The organism is Vibrio sp. 1731, from assembly GCF_033339955.1.
Classification (GTDB): Bacteria; Pseudomonadota; Gammaproteobacteria; order Enterobacterales; family Vibrionaceae; genus Vibrio; species Vibrio alginolyticus.
Window position 1 is genome coordinate 590,184 of record NZ_JAWOVO010000001.1, and the last position, 18,201, is coordinate 608,384.

General features: G+C 43.7%; 17 protein-coding genes and 2 tRNA genes. 5 read left to right on the forward strand and 14 right to left on the reverse strand.

The window, feature by feature from the left end; genetic code table 11:
* Together R7035_RS02530 and R7035_RS02535 are read left to right on the forward strand one after the other, a co-directional pair.
* The gene (locus tag R7035_RS02530; RefSeq protein WP_053307466.1) at positions 1-993 is read left to right on the forward strand and encodes a cytochrome d ubiquinol oxidase subunit II; all 993 of its coding nucleotides are present in this window, start codon (positions 1-3) and stop codon (positions 991-993) included.
* 350 nt (positions 994-1,343) lie between these two features.
* Positions 1,344-1,472: a hypothetical protein gene (locus R7035_RS02535; protein ID WP_017635045.1), complete on the forward strand. Its 129-nt coding sequence runs from the start codon at positions 1,344-1,346 to the stop codon at positions 1,470-1,472.
* Between the two features lie 274 nt (positions 1,473-1,746).
* Here the strand turns inward: R7035_RS02535 and R7035_RS02540 are convergent.
* Both R7035_RS02540 and R7035_RS02545 read right to left on the reverse strand, forming a co-directional pair.
* A tRNA-OTHER gene (locus R7035_RS02540) sits at positions 1,747-1,821 on the reverse strand.
* Between the two features lie 488 nt (positions 1,822-2,309).
* Positions 2,310-2,675, reverse strand: coding sequence for a hypothetical protein (locus R7035_RS02545; protein ID WP_029848594.1), 366 nt, complete (start codon positions 2,673-2,675; stop codon positions 2,310-2,312).
* 248 nt (positions 2,676-2,923) lie between these two features.
* On the opposite strand from R7035_RS02545, the gene R7035_RS02550 reads away from it, so the two are divergent.
* Positions 2,924-3,478 carry a recombinase family protein gene (locus R7035_RS02550; protein ID WP_031781197.1) on the forward strand — a complete coding sequence of 185 codons (555 nt, stop codon included), beginning with the start codon at positions 2,924-2,926 and terminating at the stop codon, positions 3,476-3,478.
* Positions 3,479-3,667: 189 nt separating this feature from the next.
* Positions 3,668-4,606, forward strand: coding sequence for a hypothetical protein (locus R7035_RS02555; RefSeq protein ID WP_240703677.1), 939 nt, complete (start codon positions 3,668-3,670; stop codon positions 4,604-4,606).
* A gap of 127 nt (positions 4,607-4,733) precedes the next feature.
* Here R7035_RS02555 and R7035_RS02560 read toward each other — a convergent pair whose 3' ends face one another.
* The 4 genes from R7035_RS02560 to R7035_RS02575 form a co-directional block, all read right to left on the reverse strand.
* Positions 4,734-6,437: a site-specific integrase gene (locus R7035_RS02560; RefSeq protein WP_318145947.1), complete on the reverse strand. Its 1,704-nt coding sequence runs from the start codon at positions 6,435-6,437 to the stop codon at positions 4,734-4,736.
* A gap of 93 nt (positions 6,438-6,530) precedes the next feature.
* Positions 6,531-6,618: transfer RNA gene (locus R7035_RS02565), tRNA-Ser, on the reverse strand.
* Positions 6,619-6,762: 144 nt separating this feature from the next.
* Positions 6,763-7,212: an L-alanine exporter AlaE gene (locus R7035_RS02570; protein ID WP_054575116.1), complete on the reverse strand. Its 450-nt coding sequence runs from the start codon at positions 7,210-7,212 to the stop codon at positions 6,763-6,765.
* Positions 7,213-7,714: 502 nt separating this feature from the next.
* Complete coding sequence (locus R7035_RS02575; protein ID WP_318145950.1) at positions 7,715-10,135, reverse strand: hybrid sensor histidine kinase/response regulator; 2,421 nt, start codon at positions 10,133-10,135, stop codon at positions 7,715-7,717.
* 51 nt (positions 10,136-10,186) lie between these two features.
* On the opposite strand from R7035_RS02575, the gene R7035_RS02580 reads away from it, so the two are divergent.
* On the forward strand, positions 10,187-10,798 hold the full coding sequence (locus R7035_RS02580) for a YecA family protein (protein ID WP_005378278.1): 612 nt from the start codon (positions 10,187-10,189) through the stop codon (positions 10,796-10,798).
* 73 nt (positions 10,799-10,871) lie between these two features.
* Here R7035_RS02580 and R7035_RS02585 read toward each other — a convergent pair whose 3' ends face one another.
* From R7035_RS02585 to tolB, 8 genes are all read right to left on the reverse strand, one after another.
* A complete protein-coding gene (locus R7035_RS02585; protein ID WP_042522104.1) occupies positions 10,872-12,038 on the reverse strand; it encodes a glutathionylspermidine synthase family protein in 1,167 nt (388 codons plus the stop codon).
* Positions 12,039-12,046: 8 nt separating this feature from the next.
* Positions 12,047-12,616, reverse strand: a complete 570-nt coding sequence (locus R7035_RS02590; RefSeq protein ID WP_213915689.1) for a DUF1190 domain-containing protein — start codon at positions 12,614-12,616, stop codon at positions 12,047-12,049.
* An 8-nt stretch (positions 12,617-12,624) separates the two neighbouring features.
* On the reverse strand, positions 12,625-13,041 hold the full coding sequence (locus R7035_RS02595; RefSeq protein WP_005378281.1) for a DUF350 domain-containing protein: 417 nt from the start codon (positions 13,039-13,041) through the stop codon (positions 12,625-12,627).
* A complete protein-coding gene (locus R7035_RS02600; RefSeq protein WP_017635053.1) occupies positions 13,041-14,084 on the reverse strand; it encodes a potassium channel protein in 1,044 nt (347 codons plus the stop codon). The genes R7035_RS02595 and R7035_RS02600 overlap by 1 nt, the downstream gene beginning before the upstream one ends.
* 118 nt (positions 14,085-14,202) lie before the next feature.
* Entirely contained in the window at positions 14,203-15,264 is a 1,062-nt protein-coding gene (gene nadA, locus R7035_RS02605) for a quinolinate synthase NadA (protein ID WP_064367997.1), read from the reverse strand.
* 251 nt (positions 15,265-15,515) lie between these two features.
* Complete coding sequence (gene ybgF / locus R7035_RS02610) at positions 15,516-16,268, reverse strand: tol-pal system protein YbgF (protein ID WP_005378285.1); 753 nt, start codon at positions 16,266-16,268, stop codon at positions 15,516-15,518.
* Between the two features lie 15 nt (positions 16,269-16,283).
* Complete coding sequence (pal, locus tag R7035_RS02615; RefSeq protein WP_005378293.1) at positions 16,284-16,808, reverse strand: peptidoglycan-associated lipoprotein Pal; 525 nt, start codon at positions 16,806-16,808, stop codon at positions 16,284-16,286.
* Positions 16,809-16,838: 30 nt separating this feature from the next.
* A complete protein-coding gene (gene tolB, locus R7035_RS02620; protein WP_318145948.1) occupies positions 16,839-18,191 on the reverse strand; it encodes a Tol-Pal system beta propeller repeat protein TolB in 1,353 nt (450 codons plus the stop codon).
* Positions 18,192-18,201 lie beyond the last annotated feature (10 nt).

An 18,201-nucleotide genomic window follows, 5' to 3' on the forward strand; every position in this document is an offset into this window, starting at 1 on the left:
ATGCTCGACTATCTACCAGAAATTTATCTTCTGCTGCTTGGATTCTCAGTCTTTATGTATGCAGTGCTCGACGGCTACGACCTTGGTGTCGGTATCCTATTGCCAAGTGATAATGAAGCGCAACGTGATCGAATGATAGCGTCTATCGGCCCTTTCTGGGATGCGAATGAAACGTGGTTGGTGTTGGCCGTCGGTATTTTGTTGATTGCCTTTCCTACTGCTCATAGCTTGATCTTGACGGAGCTTTATATGCCTACTGCCATAATGCTTATCGCACTGATCATGCGTGGCGTAGCGTTCGACTTCCGAGCCAAAGCCAACTCGGATCATAAACCTCATTGGGATTGGTGCTTCCGAATTGGCTCGCTAATCACCGCACTAACTCAGGGTTACATGGTGGGTCGTTACATCATGGGATTTGAACAATCAACCGAAGCATTTGGCTTTGCTTGGTTAAGCGCACTTTGTGTAGCGGCGGCGTACGTTTACATCGGTGGCGCATGGTTAGTACTAAAAACGGAAGGTGATTTGCAAATACGCTCGGCCCGTTGGTCTCGCCGTGCTGGTTGGTTAGCGGCCTTAGGAATTTTGGTGGTTAGCGTTGTAAACCCGATTGTAAATCAACAAGTTGCCTTGCGTTGGTTCAGCTTCCCAGAAATCTTGTTGCTTGCCCCAGTTCCGTTAATTGTATTGGCAACCATCTTCCTAGTTGATCGCTATTTGCGTCAGGTTCCAATGGTGAATGATCTGGGTGTGCGCTGGCCTTTCTTTGGTGTCACTGTCATTTTCGCGTTGAGCTTTCTCGGGCTTGCGTATAGCTTCTTCCCAGAAGTTGTGCCGGGATTAATGACCGCACAAGAAGCCGCCTCCTCGCCTGCGACGTTAATAATCGTGGGCTACGGTGTGATGATTGTTATGCCGGTGATATTGCTTTACACCTTTGTGGTATACCGGATCTTCAAAGGCAAAGCGACAGAACTTAGCTACAAGTAGGAAAGGGAATTCCTCAACAAAGCGCCGCTGCTCATGCGGCGTTTTTTTTGCAGTACTCAACGACTAAAGTATCTACCCAAGGCGACTGAGTGGGAACGCTGAGAGAATGTAGCGGCAGCCAGTAGTTTGTTCCTAACTAGAACGAGATAACCGTTTCTCAACTATAGCGATACAGGCACAAAAACAGAAAGAATATTTGATGTTACAGAAGGTAGACCGCCACTTTAAAACGCTTTGAGTATTTTTTGCGCTCAATGAGGTGCAAGTATACTTATGCTTTTTATGACTTGTGAACACTCAATTGCATGTTATGTTGCTGTTGAAATCGTACATGAAATAAGGACAAGAACATGAAGATAAGATGCAAAACGACGCAAAGCATTGAAAAATTTAACCCTGATGACCTCAATCCAAACACAGATCTCTTTGGTATGATTGCTGTTGTATTCGTGTTCATGGCTGTTTTGCTTAGCATCTAGTAGTGCTACGTTCATTCTTATGGCCGTATTCATACCTCATGTGATATGGGTGCTAAATTCTAGATTAAAGCGGATAGGCTAACCCGCACCAATCAGATTATGGCTGCCTCTGTATAGCATCTTCAATTTTGGCGTTGTATCGAGGTGAGATGTGAATAGTTGGCTTGTAGATAGAATGGCGCTTGCACCTTGAGCACTCTTGTGTACTTTCAATGACGCATTACTTTAGTGTAGATACGAAAAAAGGCCTGATAAATCAGACCTTTTTAGAATGTGGCGGTGAGTGAGAGATTCGAACTCTCGATTGCTAGCTACCAAGTTTAAAACATTTAAAATCAACCACTTAAATATATACAACTTCCATTGTTTGTACCAGTTTTTTGTACCTTTTCCTAGACACTCTCAATCGTGATTCCAAACAGGAATACACTTGGTAAGTCGACTCCTACAGTAAACATGATGTGAGTGGGCAGCTACCAACCAACCACTACAATGATACTCAGACATACGTAACGCTGGTTATTGAATTTACAATTTAGAATTTTTTTTCATAGAGTTACAAAACTACAGAGAAATAAACAGGACAGTAAATTGCTCAGATAAGAAGTGGAATAATAATGCGTACCGGAAAGGCTATTCTGATAGAAGACTTCATCCTCACAGGAGTTTGGCGAAGCGGTATTAAGAACTATAAGAGCACACTCTGCTCTATGGTTGTGAAGTGGTTGAATCAATATGGGACGCGGAGAGAATCACCACGAGGGATTGGTTAAGCTAAGGTTCATTTACAAAAATATTGGGGAGTACTCAACACACTCCCCATGATATCGCAGCTAATTAACTACTCCAGTTCTCACAACCAGATTTAGACTTGTCGATCACTAAGTCTCCCTCAACCTTGTATGAGATGAAACCCACAAGGAATGAAAAGAACTCTGAATCAGCGGTAACGTCTGTTAGACCTACTGCACATGTATCATTTTCAATCGCTTTATCAGCAGCCTCTTTAACGCTAGGAACACCTAAAGGAACAATGATAATAGGCTTTGCATCCTCACCAGTTACACGAGGGCCTTTGACAAATTCACCGCCATTTAGGTCGACATTTTTGGTCGATGCCAGTGTGAAATCCGCAACACGCTGAGCACAACCCGTAGACAGCAGTGAACCGGCGATAGCAATAGACAATAGTACTTTTTTCATTTCCAGCCTCTGTTGTTATTAATTTTTTTTGGGGGGCGGATTATTACATATCATTTGAATTATGTAAGTAACCCACTGAACTGATTGAGTAATATCTAGACGCCTTGTGTGTATATTGCTCAACATACCCATTAGGTATACCCAAACGACTACGGTCAAACCTTGATCAAACAGTACCCAATAGGGTTGAATTTGCATTGTGACCACAATAAAATTTCTAACATCTTAGAGTTAAACGGGTACACCTAATGGCACACATAGCTTATCTGCGTGTTTCGACCACAGACCAAAATACAGACCGTCAACTTACAGATTCTGGTATCACCTTTGATAAGAGCTTTACAGATAAATGCAGTGGTGGCTCAACTAAACGACCAGCATTAGAAGCTCTTAAAGACTACGTTCGAGAAGGAGATACAATCCACGTTCATAGCATCGACCGCCTAGCTCGTAATTTGGTTGATTTGAAGCAACTAATAAACGACTGGACTAGCCAAGGTGTTAGCGTGAGATTCCACAAGGAAAACCTAAGCTTTAATGCTGGTGGAAGTGATCATATGTCTGAGCTCATGCTGAACATGCTAGGAGCTGTAGCTCAATTCGAGTTAGCAATGATTCAGGAAAGACGTCAGGAAGGCATTGAGAAAGCTAAAGCAGCAGGGAAATATAAAGGTAGACCAACTAACACAACTAACCACCAGCGTATCGCTGAGCTACGTTCACAAGGTTTTTCCTTGAGAAAGATTGCCTCCGAAATAGGAGTCTCCTTATCCACAGTCCAAAGAGCCTTAGCAAAGACTTAGTACACCGTAATTACCAAAAAATGAAGTTTTATAAATCCCGTTTTGTGTGTGCGTAACGGTACGCCGCAATCGTATTCGATATGTATTACTCCGAACCCTCCCCCTCCTAGGGTTCCAATCAAACCAAAAAGAGAAATATTAATAATTAATCATATACCTACAGGTACATAACACACTATGAACCAATTCATGGCAGATAGCAGATTTGCGTATTTAGACCCTCGAACTCTCATACTCGATCCCGCGATGCAAGCCCGTGACGTTGAACTCATAAAAGACAAACGAGAACGTTCAGCGCAAGAGATTAAGCAAGAGAGCCAAAGTAAGGAGATTCTTGAAGACCTTCGTAATGGACAGCCTATAAGGCAACCTATCACTGTTTTTGTGATTGATGACAAGTATTACGTAGTGGATGGTTTTCACCGCACTGGAGCTTGTCTGAAGTACCTTGAAGAAAAACCCGATGCTGAATTGATGATTAACTCGTTGATCATAGAAAACCGTACCTACGCTGAGGCATTCTCAGCAGCGCAAGATGTCAACCAAGCACATGGGGTTGGAGTTACTAAAGATGAAGCAACGCAAGCTAAGTTTCGCAAGCTAATTGTTAACCGAGAGTTTGACCTAAGCGTCTCTCAAATAGAGGAGCTTGTTGGGTGTAGCCGTGGTCAGGCTGGACACATCGCTAACGGCTTAAAAGCTTGCAAAGAAGCATTAGGGAATGACATCGAGATGAACGACTTAGAGAGCTTTGTTGAAAACCTCAAGTTTGGCTTGGAGTCACGTTATTACCTACCCCAAAGCTGTTGGGACTCTAAGGGTTTCCCGAAGATTAGACGACTCTCAGATGCTTTTAAGGGTAAGGAGTATGTGCCTGACAAAGATGATGAACAGTGGGAGCAAAAGCAAATTAAAGACGTCTCAAAGAGCATCAGCCGCCTCGTTGAGTTCTTTGGAGAGGACATCTTCAGGGAAGGCTTAAGGAAGTTCACTAGGGGCTCTCAACTAGGTATCTCGATATCTCAACGGAGTAAGTGGCTGGAAAAAGCTGGGACTATCGAAGGAAGTATTCAAGATAAAAATAGTGGAAATAAAGCCCCTAACGTAACAGAAAACTACGAGTTATAGAAATGACATTGTGAGCTCGTAAGCCTTATACCACAAGGCCTACGGGCTAATTCAAACCAAAGTGTACACGTGTGTACAGTGGGGAGACTTTAGGTGTACACAACAGTGTAAAGACATTAACGAAAAACTACCAAAGACGTGGGACAGCCAGCCTAGGCAAACAGTCTATTGCTTTCTTCTTAGCCTTCATATCAACCGTACCGTATGCTGCTCCGATATTAGCCGGAGCGTGACCAGTGATAGCATCACTAACAGAATCAACTACTCCTAGACCACGCAAAGCTGTTCTCAAAGAGTGCCTAAACGAGTGTGATGGCTGCTTGGTTATGCCTAACCTCTTGACCTGTTTACTCCACCACTTACCAATAGCACCAGACCTTTTACCGTGTTTGTTTGGCTTGTGCTCAGGGAATAGAAACTCTCCACAGGACGCCACATAATCCAAAAAACCTAAATCAATGAGATGATCATGAATCGGCACTTGTCGAACTGACTTAACGTTTTTTACGTTCTGCTCTTCACCCTCACGAACATAAATAAAGTGAATACCTTCGTCTGATCGTTGTATATCTGAACTTCTAAGTTGAACCATTTCTTCAATCCGAGAACCCGTATATCTGCATAGAAGAGGCACCCAATAACAAGCCATGCCATAAGGCTTACTAGCAGTAACATCAGTGAATATATCTAGCTTAAATAGCTGATTGATCTCGCTAGGCGTAAACCCTTTAGCTTCAGCTACCGCAGACTTATTCTGTACTTTAGGAAGTGTTACGCCTTTGTATGGGTTGACGTTTATCAAACCAAGCTCAACAGCATAGCCAAATACAGGAGAAGTCTTTCTGAGAATAGTCTTAACGGTTGAAGGAGCGATTGTTTCAAGCCCTTTTGTTTTAACAAGCTCAAGCTGCTCAGGTACTGATTTGTTTCTAATCTCTTTGGCTTTAGACTTAGGCAATTGTAACAGGGTATCTTTGTATTTTGAGATATGACCTCTCGTTACATCAGCAACGTCTAGATCCCCTATTATCTCTATAAGACGCTCTATCTGACACTCAACCTCTGCCAAGGATTGAGAAGCTTTGCCATTAATAGATGCAGACTCAAGGTAACGCTTCAATAGGCTCGAAATGGAGTCCTGAGATGGTTTCAAAACCCTAGACGGTATCTTATCAGGCTTAGACACTGAAAGGGGCTCACTAGCGATTGGAGTGGTCACTGGCTCATACCCAAAGTCTCGCTTGTGACGAGCAAAACAGAGAGACTCAACTCGACGGGCGTAATCGTAAAAAGCGTAAACCAAACGTCTATATGAAGCGCTTGTCTCACATACAACTAAACCTTCTATGTTTAGCTGTTCTTCAATGAAATCTTTCAAGCCTTCCAAAAGCTCTTGATATTCCTCTTCAGTAGCTTTTGACGCATCTAGACCACTAAACTCAAATGTGTCAGATAAGCCGAATACGTGGAGACGCTTATCGCCCTCAACGCCATACCATTCATATCGAAGATAGCAATCATAGTTACCATTACCATCAACCTCATCTTTGACACGCAGATACCAACGCTCGGCAATGATCGCGCAATCACGGACATTAAGCTCAATATCAGATGAATTAGATAGCTTTAAATTAGCGAAGTCGATTTGCTTGAGCGCATCATCAAGATGCTGAGGAAATCGCTGCTTTGCTTCAGAAAGGTTTTTCGTTTGAAGAGATTTCTTGAAGACTGTCTTACCGATTATAGGAACCAGCTTTTTTGGGACAGCCATTCTAAAGTAGTAAACACCAGTCTGAGGATGCTTATAAGGACTTGCCATGATGTTCGACATTGTACCTACTCTTTGTACCAGTAGGCAGCTTACATTAAAACACCAAACCCCTGTATTATAAGAAGTTCTTACACTACAAGGGCTTATAGAATGTGGCGGTGAGTGAGAGATTCGAACTCTCGATACGTTGCCGTATACACACTTTCCAGGCGTGCTCCTTCAGCCACTCGGACAACTCACCGAATCAAATTTTGGTTAGCATCATTGGCTAACGAGGCGCTAATTTAATGATTATGTGCCTGATGGTCAAGGCTAAACATAAAAAAAAGCGCCCTTTTCGAATCGATTGCTCACTAAGTAACTAAATTGAGCAAAACTAGGGCATTTAGATGCTTTGAGAATAACCGGGAACACGGAACCAACGGCGGCACATGTCCAAGAAGTACCCATACAACACACCCATGCCACAAGAAATAACAGCGTTACTTGCCACTGCGGTCACAATTTGATCTGTAGACGCGCCAACTGCGAATAAAATACCCGCATAAACTGGAGATTGAAATAGTACATAAGCGACCAGATCAGAGATGTTCTTCATAAAGGAAGACGGCGACACCTTACTACCTTGATGCAGCACCCAATCACGAAAAACCCCATACGGCCAAGCAATGGCGATATTCACTGGAATCGATAGCGTACGCGATGCTAGAGATTGCTCAAATGTCATCCCTGAAATCAAAATCTCGACAATCATCCCTGTGATAAAGCAAAAAACAACCATAGCAAAGGTATCCGCTGCGGCGTGACGAATACAAAATGGTCCACGAGACTTCATTTACAAAACCCTTAAAATCAAACACTGCAATTAATGAAAATAATAAAACTATTAACCACCCAAAAGACATCAAGCCAGTTAATGATGCAATTAGAACACACAAAAACTAGCTTATGGTTCTGTATTTAAAATTAAGTTGTAAATTTATAACCAACTTTTAAAGTAAAAGTAGTTTTTTTCACCAATGGCGAGTAAAAACGCCTAAAATCACGTAAAAATGGTACAAAAACACGGATTTCACTTACATAAAAAGGGGTTACGATAATTATTTTGACGTAAAGTTAGAACAAAACTCGGACCGAAAACAGTCACTCCTATAGCTTATACTACCAAGCTGCGAAAATTCAGAGTATTACCGATATAATCACAGTAGAAGGTCTTGCTGTTTTACTCGTAAAAGTAAAACTGTAAGCCTGTTCATTGCGGGTTAGAAGAGTTTGTCACGAAGCTGGATGACGTATGAATAGTAAGAACAATTCACAGTTGCGCCATATTGATTAAATTATGGTGAGGCCAGCAAAATCGTTAATGTATCGATATCATCTTGGTCTGGGGATTGCTGACGCTTTAAGTTACTTCTTATCCGTTCGGCGACTGAAGAAACGTCGCCACTGAGTTCAAGGGGAGCCTCCGCAATGATCGCTGAAATAGCCTCAAGTGCTTCATTAAGATGTCCATTATCTAGAGCGACATAGAAGTTGAGTAACCACTTTTCAGCATTAAAGCTATCTGCTGCATTTCCATCAAAGTCCGATTGGTACTGATATAACTGTGTCGCATGAAGATACAGTGCATCATTTAATTCAGACTCCACTATTGGTTTCGCTATTATGTGATCTGCTCCTACATTAATCATACGCTCTTGTGTTTCTTTGAACACATCCGCTGTACAGCCAAAAATCAGTACCGACTTAGCAGGTGAACTCATTGCTCGAATGGCTGATATGGCCCCAACGCCATCTAGAACAGGCATATGATTATCCATCAGTATCAAATCAAATGGTTTGATCGCAACCTCATCGACTGCAAGCTGACCATTTTCGACACTTGTGCACTCAAAGCCCTTGGCTCGGAGGAAAGTTTCCATAATGATCGCATTTGTTCGGTTGTCTTCAACAATGAGTGCTTTCAACCCTTTACAGTTCAATTTATGTGTATTGATTGACTCTACTTTACCTGGCTTGCAAGGTGTAAGGGCAATTTCGAGAGTAAAAGTCGTTCCAGCGTCCTCCTGACTCTCTACAACCACTTGCCCACCCATATGTTCCGCGATTTCTTTGACTATTGCTAAACCAAGCCCTGTACCACCAAACCGCCTAGTCGTTGATGACTCCGCTTGCTCAAAAGGACGAAAAATGCGTTTTTGTGCCTCTTTTGAAATACCAATTCCTGTATCTTTTACCTTTAGTATCAGCTTGGTGCCTGCCTTACTCGATTTCTCGGCTAGCTCTACCTCTACGATGCCACGATCGGTGAACTTAACAGCGTTATTGAGTAGATTGAACAGTACTTGACGCAAACGGGCTTTGTCATTGTTGTACCAACGACCCGTTGGTAAATGCGAGACTACTCTAAAGCGAAGACCTTTTTCTGCACACAGCGTTTGATAAACACTCTTGATACTGCCGATAATCGACTCAATTGGGAAAGGCTTATGTTCAAACTCAACATGCCCTTGTTCAATTTTTGAGTAATCTAAAATCTCATTGAGTAATGTCATCATGTGATCACCTGAATCATAAAGGGTTCTCAGGTGCTTACGCTGCTCATCGGTAAGTGGTGTTTTTAACAGTATCTGGGCAGTTCCAAGTACACCGTTCATTGGTGTGCGAATCTCGTGGGACAATGTGGCTAAGAATGCCGTTTTAGCGTTTGTCGAAGCCTGAGCTTTTATTCTCTCCTGCTCTAAATAGATCGTCTTTTCATTGAACTTCTCGATAAGCTGTCCGATTTCGTCATCGCTATCGTAGTCAATATCTATGATCCCACCAGTTTTCGAGTCATCAATCTTAGCGGCAATGCGAACAATTGGTTCAACAATATAGCGATTCAGTAAGTAGTAACCGACCAAGACACACAAGAGCAAAAATGGAATGATCCTCCCCTCAACGCTCATCACTTGTTCAAACACTTGATCGGCGACTTTAGCTTTTGCGTTGACAACTTCCATGCGCCAGTCGAACTCTCCGAAATCAAGCTCGCTGACATAAATTTCGTCCGTCAGTTGAAAGTTGTGTTCAATAATCACGTTTGAGTCAGCATCGCGAACCACTACCCCCAAAGAATGCTGGTTCGTGTGCTCTCGAATAAACTGAAAAAGTGCATCTAGTGATAGGTCTACCGTTACAACTCCAGCGAATCGACCGTTTTGGTAGTACGGAGAAGACGCGGTAATCATCTGGACCTGAGTAAAGGTATCGATGTAAACCGTAGACCAACTAACAGAACCTACCGGAGCATCGGCGGCAGCGACATACCAGGGTTCATTATCATAACCGCCAGATTCGGGGTTATTGTAGGAGTGAATTTGGTCAATACCACTATCACTGTTTTTATTGAAGAATAGACTTTTATATCTCCATTGTTCTGCTTTGAGTTCGGGTTTAGGCCATACACCACCACTAACAAGCATCTTGTCACTCAATTGAAGAATATGTGGAATTATTGTGTTGAGAGATTGAATATTTTCAGTCCCTTGGGCTAGCCCTACTAAGCTGCTCAATACACCTGTAGAACTGAGGAGGGGCTCTTTTATCTCAAGAGCCAGGAGTTGGGTACGTAACTCTAGGTTTTGCTCTAGCTTTTGTCTAACCGGTGGCTCAACAACCAAATAGGCGACAGAACCGATAGTGGCGATAAAGAAGCACAGGTAAAGTGTTAGGGCGAGAATGCTTTTTTTTCTAAGTGATGAGCGAATTTCCATAGATGTGTGAATCATTCCCTAATATCGATTTATCACTAATTGATTGGTAAGATGAGCGCAATCAACCAGCCCATTAACAAATGGTATTCTATTTTGAAACTACAAGACATCCTTTCTCTCCCAGAACTTGACGGTAAACTACTAAACCTGGCAAAAACTCAAGGCTTTGTAACAGCGATGGCTGCAGCGCCAAACGTATTAATGCCTCAAGAGTGGTTGCCATTCTTATGGGGTGGAGAAGAAACAGCGCCATTTACTGACGGTGAACAACTAGAGCAGTACATTGACGAGATTGTACAAATGTGGAACCAAACTCGTCCCGCTCTCCTAGAAGGCACTTGGCAGTGGCCTGCAGGGTGCGCGCTAGATGAGCAAGACATTGTAACAAGTCAGGCTCGCGATTTCTGTGAAGGTGTATTACAAGGCTGGCAACTTGCGCGTGATGACTGGGAAACGTTGATGCCTGAGGATAGCGAAGATAATGCCCTACTCGGTGGTGTTTTACTTTCTCTTACTATGCTTTACGACCCAGAAACGACCATTGAAACATTGGCCGAACAAGGTATGGAAGGCTTAGAGCAGTTTGAGGAAATCTTCAATGCAATGCCAGTGATGTTATGTGGTCTTACCCAGCGCGGTGTTGCATTAGCTGAAGAACAATAGACGCAACGCTGTCGACCATCAAGATTGAACGGCTGAATAGACAAAAAGCTCTCCAAATGGAGAGCTTTTTTGATCATGTTAAAATTACATGTGGAATATACCGCGCCATATCTTGAGTCACTAAGCTACTGTCTTCCCTAATCGAAATACCGGCAGCTCTATCATTGACCAACCAACTGCCAATTAACGTATGGTTGTGCCCAAACTTAGGTAGTGGATGGTATTGCTGGACGATATTGAATTTAGATTCATAAGGCCCTGACGTTTTAACAAAACGTTTTCCATCGATGACGATCTCGATGTTCGCGCCCTCTCGAGAAAATAGTGGCTTGATGACATAATCTCTCATAGTGTTCGCTTTTGAATCGTTAGCAAAATAAGCGGGCAAAAGGTTCGGGTGATTAGGAAAGCGCTCCCACAATAACGGTAAAAGTGCTTTATTGGATAGAATCGACTTCCACATCGGTTCTAACCAGTTTACGTTCGCAGTCGCTAAGTACTTCGCATATTCCTCTTCAAACATAAACTCCCAAGGGTAAAGCTTAAACATCCAACGAATCGCTCTGTCGTCAGCATCCACAAACAGACCATCTTCCGTCACTCCAATATCTTCGACATGCACGAATGCCGTTGCTAACCCTGCCTCTCGCGCGCAATCCTCTAAATACTGGACAGTCCCTTTATCTTCTTCAGTGTACTTGCAGCAGCTAAAGTGAAGTGTTTGTCCTGGTTGGTATTTTGCTATTTCGGCAAAGCGCTCGATCAAAAAGTCTTGAAGAATATTGAATTGATCCGCGCTCTGGTGAACTCGACCTTTATTTACAACATCTTCTAGCCACACCCACTGCCAAAAGCCAGTTTCAAACAAGCTGGTTGGCGTATCCGCATTGTTTTCCAGTAATTTTGCTGGCGAGGTCCCGTTGTACGCGAAATCCAGCCGCGAATAAAGCGAAGGTTCGCTTCGTCTCCATGAAGAAGCGACCTGCTCCCACATAGATTCAGGGATCGCACATTGCGTCAGCAACCGCTCACTCCGAACGACTTCATCCACAATAGCCAGGCACATCTGATGCAGCTCTTCAGTGGGCGCTTCTATATCGCGCTCAATTTGCTCCAGCGTGAATTGATAGTAAGCACTCTCATCCCAATACGGTTGGTCATACATGGTATGGAAACCAAAACCAAACTGGCGTGCTAATTCACGCCAGTTTTCGCGCTCTTGTATTTCTCGTCGAAACATAGTGCTTTTTAACCGCCTCGACTGACCGACACCACTTTACCAAACCCGCCTCGAGACATCGCCCTGCCAATGGTGCCGCCACCACGTTTATTAAGGCTATTCGTCGCAACTTTGGTCGGCTGATTTCGGTAGGAGCCAAAGAATTGCCCTGCTCCATTATAGAATTTGGATTTATAACGGTACATCGGCTCTGAGTAATAGCTCTTGTTATAACCTTTCAACCCGCTTAATGAGCGACTGTAAAAAAAACCGCCAAAGTTAGGTACATAAGCTCGGGAACTGGAACTGTAGTAACAATCATCCTCGTAGAAATCATTCTCGCATTCGAACTCGCTGCGGTAGCGAGGGGCATTTTGTTCGGCACGAGCTAAAGCTTCTTGGTATGCAATGTCACACTGTTCACTAAACTCAGGCGAGTTAGATTTACACTCATCAGCATCAGAAAAAATGTACCCTTCTGTTTTTGACTCGTACGTAGCAAAGAAGAAAATACCACCAAAGGCAGCAAAGGGAAGAATTTTCCCAAGCTTTAAGCTTTTGTCCATGGAAGAACGTTTAACGTTAGAACTCCGCTTCATCGTTCCTCCTAGTAAGTCATGCAAGCGGCATTCAATACGCCGACCGAAACAGAAACTGCGGCTAATACAATACCGGCTGGCAGTTCATCTTTTTCGATACGCTCTGCCACTTTCGGAAGTAAAATAAAGCGTACAATTGCAAATGCGATAATTTGAGCAAGCATTGCAACAACGCCCCACACCATAAAATCGACGATATTGACCGAGTTTTTTGCCGCCCCCGAAATCGCGAGACAATAACCAAGGAAGGCCCCACTTAGCGCAATCGCTGCTGCTGTATTTTGTTTTTCTTTGATCAGATGCCACTCATCGTATGGCGTCAACTTGACGTAGATGAACTTAAACGCCAATACAAAAATAATAGAAACAGAGAAATAGAGTAAAAAGTTTGGGAAGCCTGCTAACAGGCCGGCAATCATGTGCATTATTGTTCCTTGTTCATTTCTTTCCAGGCAAAATCTTCAATACGTTCATCTGCAATGTAAAACAGCTTGGTACTCGCGGGTACTTCAGCATCTAAATCTGGGTTGAGTTGAATACCATCGCCAATATCAAAAGCAATCAGCGTGGCATGATGGCGTCTTTTGAGAAAAACGAAGAGATTCTCAATAGTGGTGGCAGACTGACCCTCGGGATAAATAACTGAGTATTGCGTCATACCTCGTGTTGAAGCCAAAAGCTCCTGATGAAGCGCACTTGAGCCCGGGTCAACCGCCGCTTTTGCCAACATTTCTGCGCCAACAGCAGGTATGCATTCCGCTTTCGGGCAATGCTGACTTAGAAGTCGGCCTAGCGCTTCATCTTTAAAGTAAGCGACCAAATGAGCGGAAGGGTTTACAGATGCGCAGTATAGAGCGGCTGACAAGGTAATGTCGTCCGAGAGATTATCCACAATAATGCAAGCGGCTTCGGCAATATTGGCGTTTTTCATTTCTTGCGAATCGGTATAACTGGTCACTTTGATAAAACTGATTTCGCCAGGTAACGGGTTCTCTATTTCTGAACGGCTGCATAAAACAATCGGACGCTTTCCCTCTTCTTCATGTTGTAACATGCGAATAAGGTGCATCGTCCTCGATCCATTCCAGCCCAACAATACAATATGGTTTTCCACTCTTACTCTCCGTTTTCCTAAAATACCCGCTCGCCAATAGTCCATCGCGGCTCCAGCGACACGCCCCAATAATGCGGCGAATAAGCTCAAACCGCCGGGGATTACAAATAGTACGACAACCCATTTACCCAAATCTGTTACTGGAGAATGGTCGCCATAACCCACCGTACTCGCCGTAACCATGAGGTAATAGATAAAGTTAGCGAAACTGTCTGTTAATGCGGTTTCACCAGCGAGAACCAGCAGCCACCATGAAAGGCTCACATATAAGCCACTAAAGATGAGAAGGCTTCGGTTGCTCAATTTAAAAAGGTGGGAACTAAGCCACTTTTTAACTACTAACCACACCGCCATAAATTTATGACCTCGATATTCATTGATTGCATCAATAGTAACTCATTGATAGTAAGACACAAAAAAACCAGCCATATTCGGCTGGTTTTTGAGATTTACTTTCAGTTACGCCTACTTTTTAAGCATTACCTTTCACTTGCATATTTAGCTGCTCAGCAAAATCTAGCATGCGGTTAAGCGGTATAAGGGATTTAACACGCAGTTCTTCGTCAACAAAAATCTCGTGCTCTTCACCACCTTCACTAAGCGCTTTCTCAATTGCTTTCAAACCGTTCATTGCCATCCAGGGACAGTGTGCACAGCTGCGACATGTTGCGCCTGCACCTGCGGTTGGCGCTTCGATAAGTTCTTTCTCTGGCACAAGTTGCTGCATTTTAAAGAAAATGCCTTTGTCTGTCGCAACGATCATTTGTTTGTGAGGAAGCTCTTTCGCTGCTTTGATCAGCTGACTCGTTGATCCAACGGCATCGGCAAGTTCTACGACGCTTGCTGGTGACTCAGGGTGAACCAAAATAGCCGCATCTGGATACACGCTCTTCATTTTTCGTAGCGCATCAGCAGAGAACTCATCATGAACCACACACTCACCCTGCCAAAGCAGCATATCTGCGCCAGTTTTGTTAGCGATGTACGATCCTAGGTGACGGTCTGGTCCCCAAATAATTGGCTTATCTTCAGCGTCTAAGTGTTCCACGATTTCAAGCGCAATACTCGATGTAACGACCCAGTCGGCACGGGCTTTAACCGCTGCTGAGGTGTTTGCGTAAACTACAACCGTATGATCAGGGTGAGCATCACAAAACTCGCTGAACTTATCCGCAGGACAGCCAAGGTCGAGCGAACATTCCGCTTCCAACGTTGGCATTAGAATGCGCTTTTCTGGTGTCAGAATTTTGGCCGACTCGCCCATAAAGCGAACACCACCAATAATCAATGTACTTGCAGGGTGACGATTACCAAACTTCGCCATTTCCAACGAGTCACCAACAAACCCGCCAGTGTCTTCAGCTAGGGCTTGAATCTCAGGGTCGGTATAGTAGTGCGCGATAAGTACCGCATCTTTTTCTTTGAGTAACTTTTTAATACGCTCAATGTAAGATGCTTTTTCTTCTTCGCTTAATGGAACTGGTTTCGGTGGGAATGGGTAAACAGTGTCGATTTTATCTAATATATGGCTCATTGCTCTTGCTCTACGCAACTTCCTTTAATCCGAGTATTGTAACCTCGTTAATTTTCAAAAACCAACTTGTCGCGGGGATTTCTAGCGGTCTAGCCGTATATCTTTGTTACAGGTAGCATTTCCGAGTAGCGAAATTCGGTGCAACATAAGGTCAGAGGCTCTGCATCATTGCTATCGACTTAGCCGTTCTGTACCAACAGAAAATGGAAAAGAAAAAGGAAGCCGAAGCTTCCTTTTTAAAACATAACGTCTTACAGCTTAGAGCTGGCAAGTTTTGCAGATGCACTACCTGGGTATTCATCAACCACTTGTTGGTAGTACTTTTTCGCTTGAGCTGCATTGTTATTACGCTCAGCGATTTCGCCTAACTTAAGCAACGCATCGGCTCGCTTATTGGAGTCTTTATAAGACACCACAGCGGCAAAACTTTTCACTGCATCCTCATCCTGCTTTTTAGCGAAGTACAACTGACCTAACCAGTAGTGAGAATTCGCTGAATATGTAGAATCAGGATAATCTTTCTGGAACTGCTGGAACGCTGCAATTGCACCAGTGTAATCACGCTTTTTGAGAATCAGGTCAACTGCATTCTGATATGCCGTTTGCTCATCAACATTTGGAGTGTACTGGCCACCTGTTTTCACAGGTTGTGCTTCTTGTGCAGGTGTGGATTTTATCTCTCCACGAACACGATCCAGCTCGACAAACAACTCACGTTGACGTTGCAACATTTGTTTCATTTCGTAGCTATTTCGCTCTAGTTGACCACGCAATTCACTGATCTCTTGCGACATTTGGTCAATTTGCTGTTGCATTTGGAGCTGAACGCGATTGCGGTTTTGGAGCAAACGTTCTAGACGCTCTACTTCCGTTTCAGATGAACGGCTCTTAGAGACGGATGATGTGCTGTTGAGATCAGATACTGGAGCTGGTGCAGCGAACGCAAAGTTCGCTGCACTTGCCAGTAACGTAAGCGCAACAGCGCGCTTAGTGTTACTGAACATGAGGATTACCTCGAATTAGTATACTAGAACCGCGCGACGGTTCTTAGCGTAAACTTCATCTGATTGACCTAGAAGAAGTGGCTTCTCTTCACCGTAGCTAACGATTGAGATTTGGTCAGCTTGAACACCTAGTGCTTGTAGGTAGTTCGCTACTGCTTGTGCACGACGCTCACCTAGAGCAATGTTGTACTCAGGTGTACCGCGCTCATCAGCGTGACCTTCGATAGTTACGTTAAGTGCTGGGTTCTTGCTTAGGTAAGAAGCGTGAGCCGCTAGCATCTCTTCGTAATCTGCTGCAATTGTTGAGTTGTCAAAAGCAAAGTAGATTGTTTGAGTTTCACGTAGCGCTTGCTCTTTTAGCTCTTGCTCTGTCAACTGACCGCTTTGATCAATTGGCGTAGCTACTGTTGTTTCCACTGCGCCATTGTTGTTTGTTGCTGCACCAGTGTTAGAAGCAGCGTCGTCGCTTGAACTACACGCTGTAACAGCCATTACAGGAAGCGCGATTAGTAGCCCTTTTAGAACCTTGTTCAGTTGCATCTTATTTTCCTTTATTAATCAAACTTATTACTACAAAAACGGTGACCATGCAGGCGCTCGAACACGCCCATTTGTTGCCGGTAATCTAGCTTTGAATCGACCATCAATTGACACCATCGATAGTACGTTTTTCTTGTTGTAAATCGAGCTATACACAACCATGCCACCGTTTGGGGCAATACTAGGAGACTCATCAAGCAAGGTCTTAGTTAAGACTTGAAGAGCACCAGTTTCCAAATCTTGTTTCGCCAAATTAAATCCTGCGTTGCTGCGGTTCACCATAACTAGGAATCGCCCATCAGGAGTAATCTGACCACCCAAATTTTGGCTGCCTTGCCAAGTCAAACGGTCAATAGAACCGCTGCCCAAATTTACTTGATAAATCTGTGGTTTACCACCCCTATCCGATGTGAAAATCAACGATTTTCCATCCGGATGCCAGAACGGTTCCGTATTATTTGATCTGCCACGCGTAATTTGCGTCAGTTTACGAGTGTTAAGGTCAAACGTATAAACATGAAGCGAGCCTGTTTTAGAAAGAACAATCGCTAACTTATTGCCATCAGGCGAAAATCTTGGTGCACCATTGTGACGTGGGTATGAAGTAATTTTCTCACGTTCACCGGTGTAGATGTTCATTATGAAGATTTCTGCTTGGCCATTTTGGAAGCTAACATACGCAAGCTTTTTACCATCTGGTGACCACGCTGGTGACATTAATGGTTGCTTAGAGCGTAAAACCATACGCTCATTGTAGCCATCGTAATCAGCGACTCGAAGTTGGTAAGGGAAACGGTCTTTATCGTTCACTACCACATATGCGATACGAGTCATGAAAGCGCCACGGTCGCCAGTCAACTGCTCATACACCAAATCAGAGATACGGTGAGCGTACTCACGCATACGAGGCCCTTGAACAGTGGCTACTTTATTGAACAGCACATGATCTTTTGACAGAACCAATTCACCGTCACTACCAAGCGCCTTACTCTTCCCACCCGTTAACTGACCACGCACAATATCAACAAGTTGATAGTTGATAACGTAGTCACCTTGGTCGTTTTGCTTGATTGAACCAGTCAATAGCGCATCCACGCCTAAATTGGTCCAAGCATCAAAATTAACTTCTGATTCACTGAACGGTGTTTGTGGCATTTTGCTCGTTGGAACTGGGCTAAATTTACCACTACGTTGTAAATCCGAGGCGATAACAGCAGAAACATCCGTTGGAAGCGCTTGTGTGCCCTCCCACTTAAACGGAACAACAGCAATTGGTCGTGCTGAATCAATACCATCGGTAATGACCAACTCTAATGCGGCATTCGCCACATTTGTCATACTGCTAAACAGTACAAACATTCCTAGTAAAAGGCGTCTAATCACGTCTTATTCC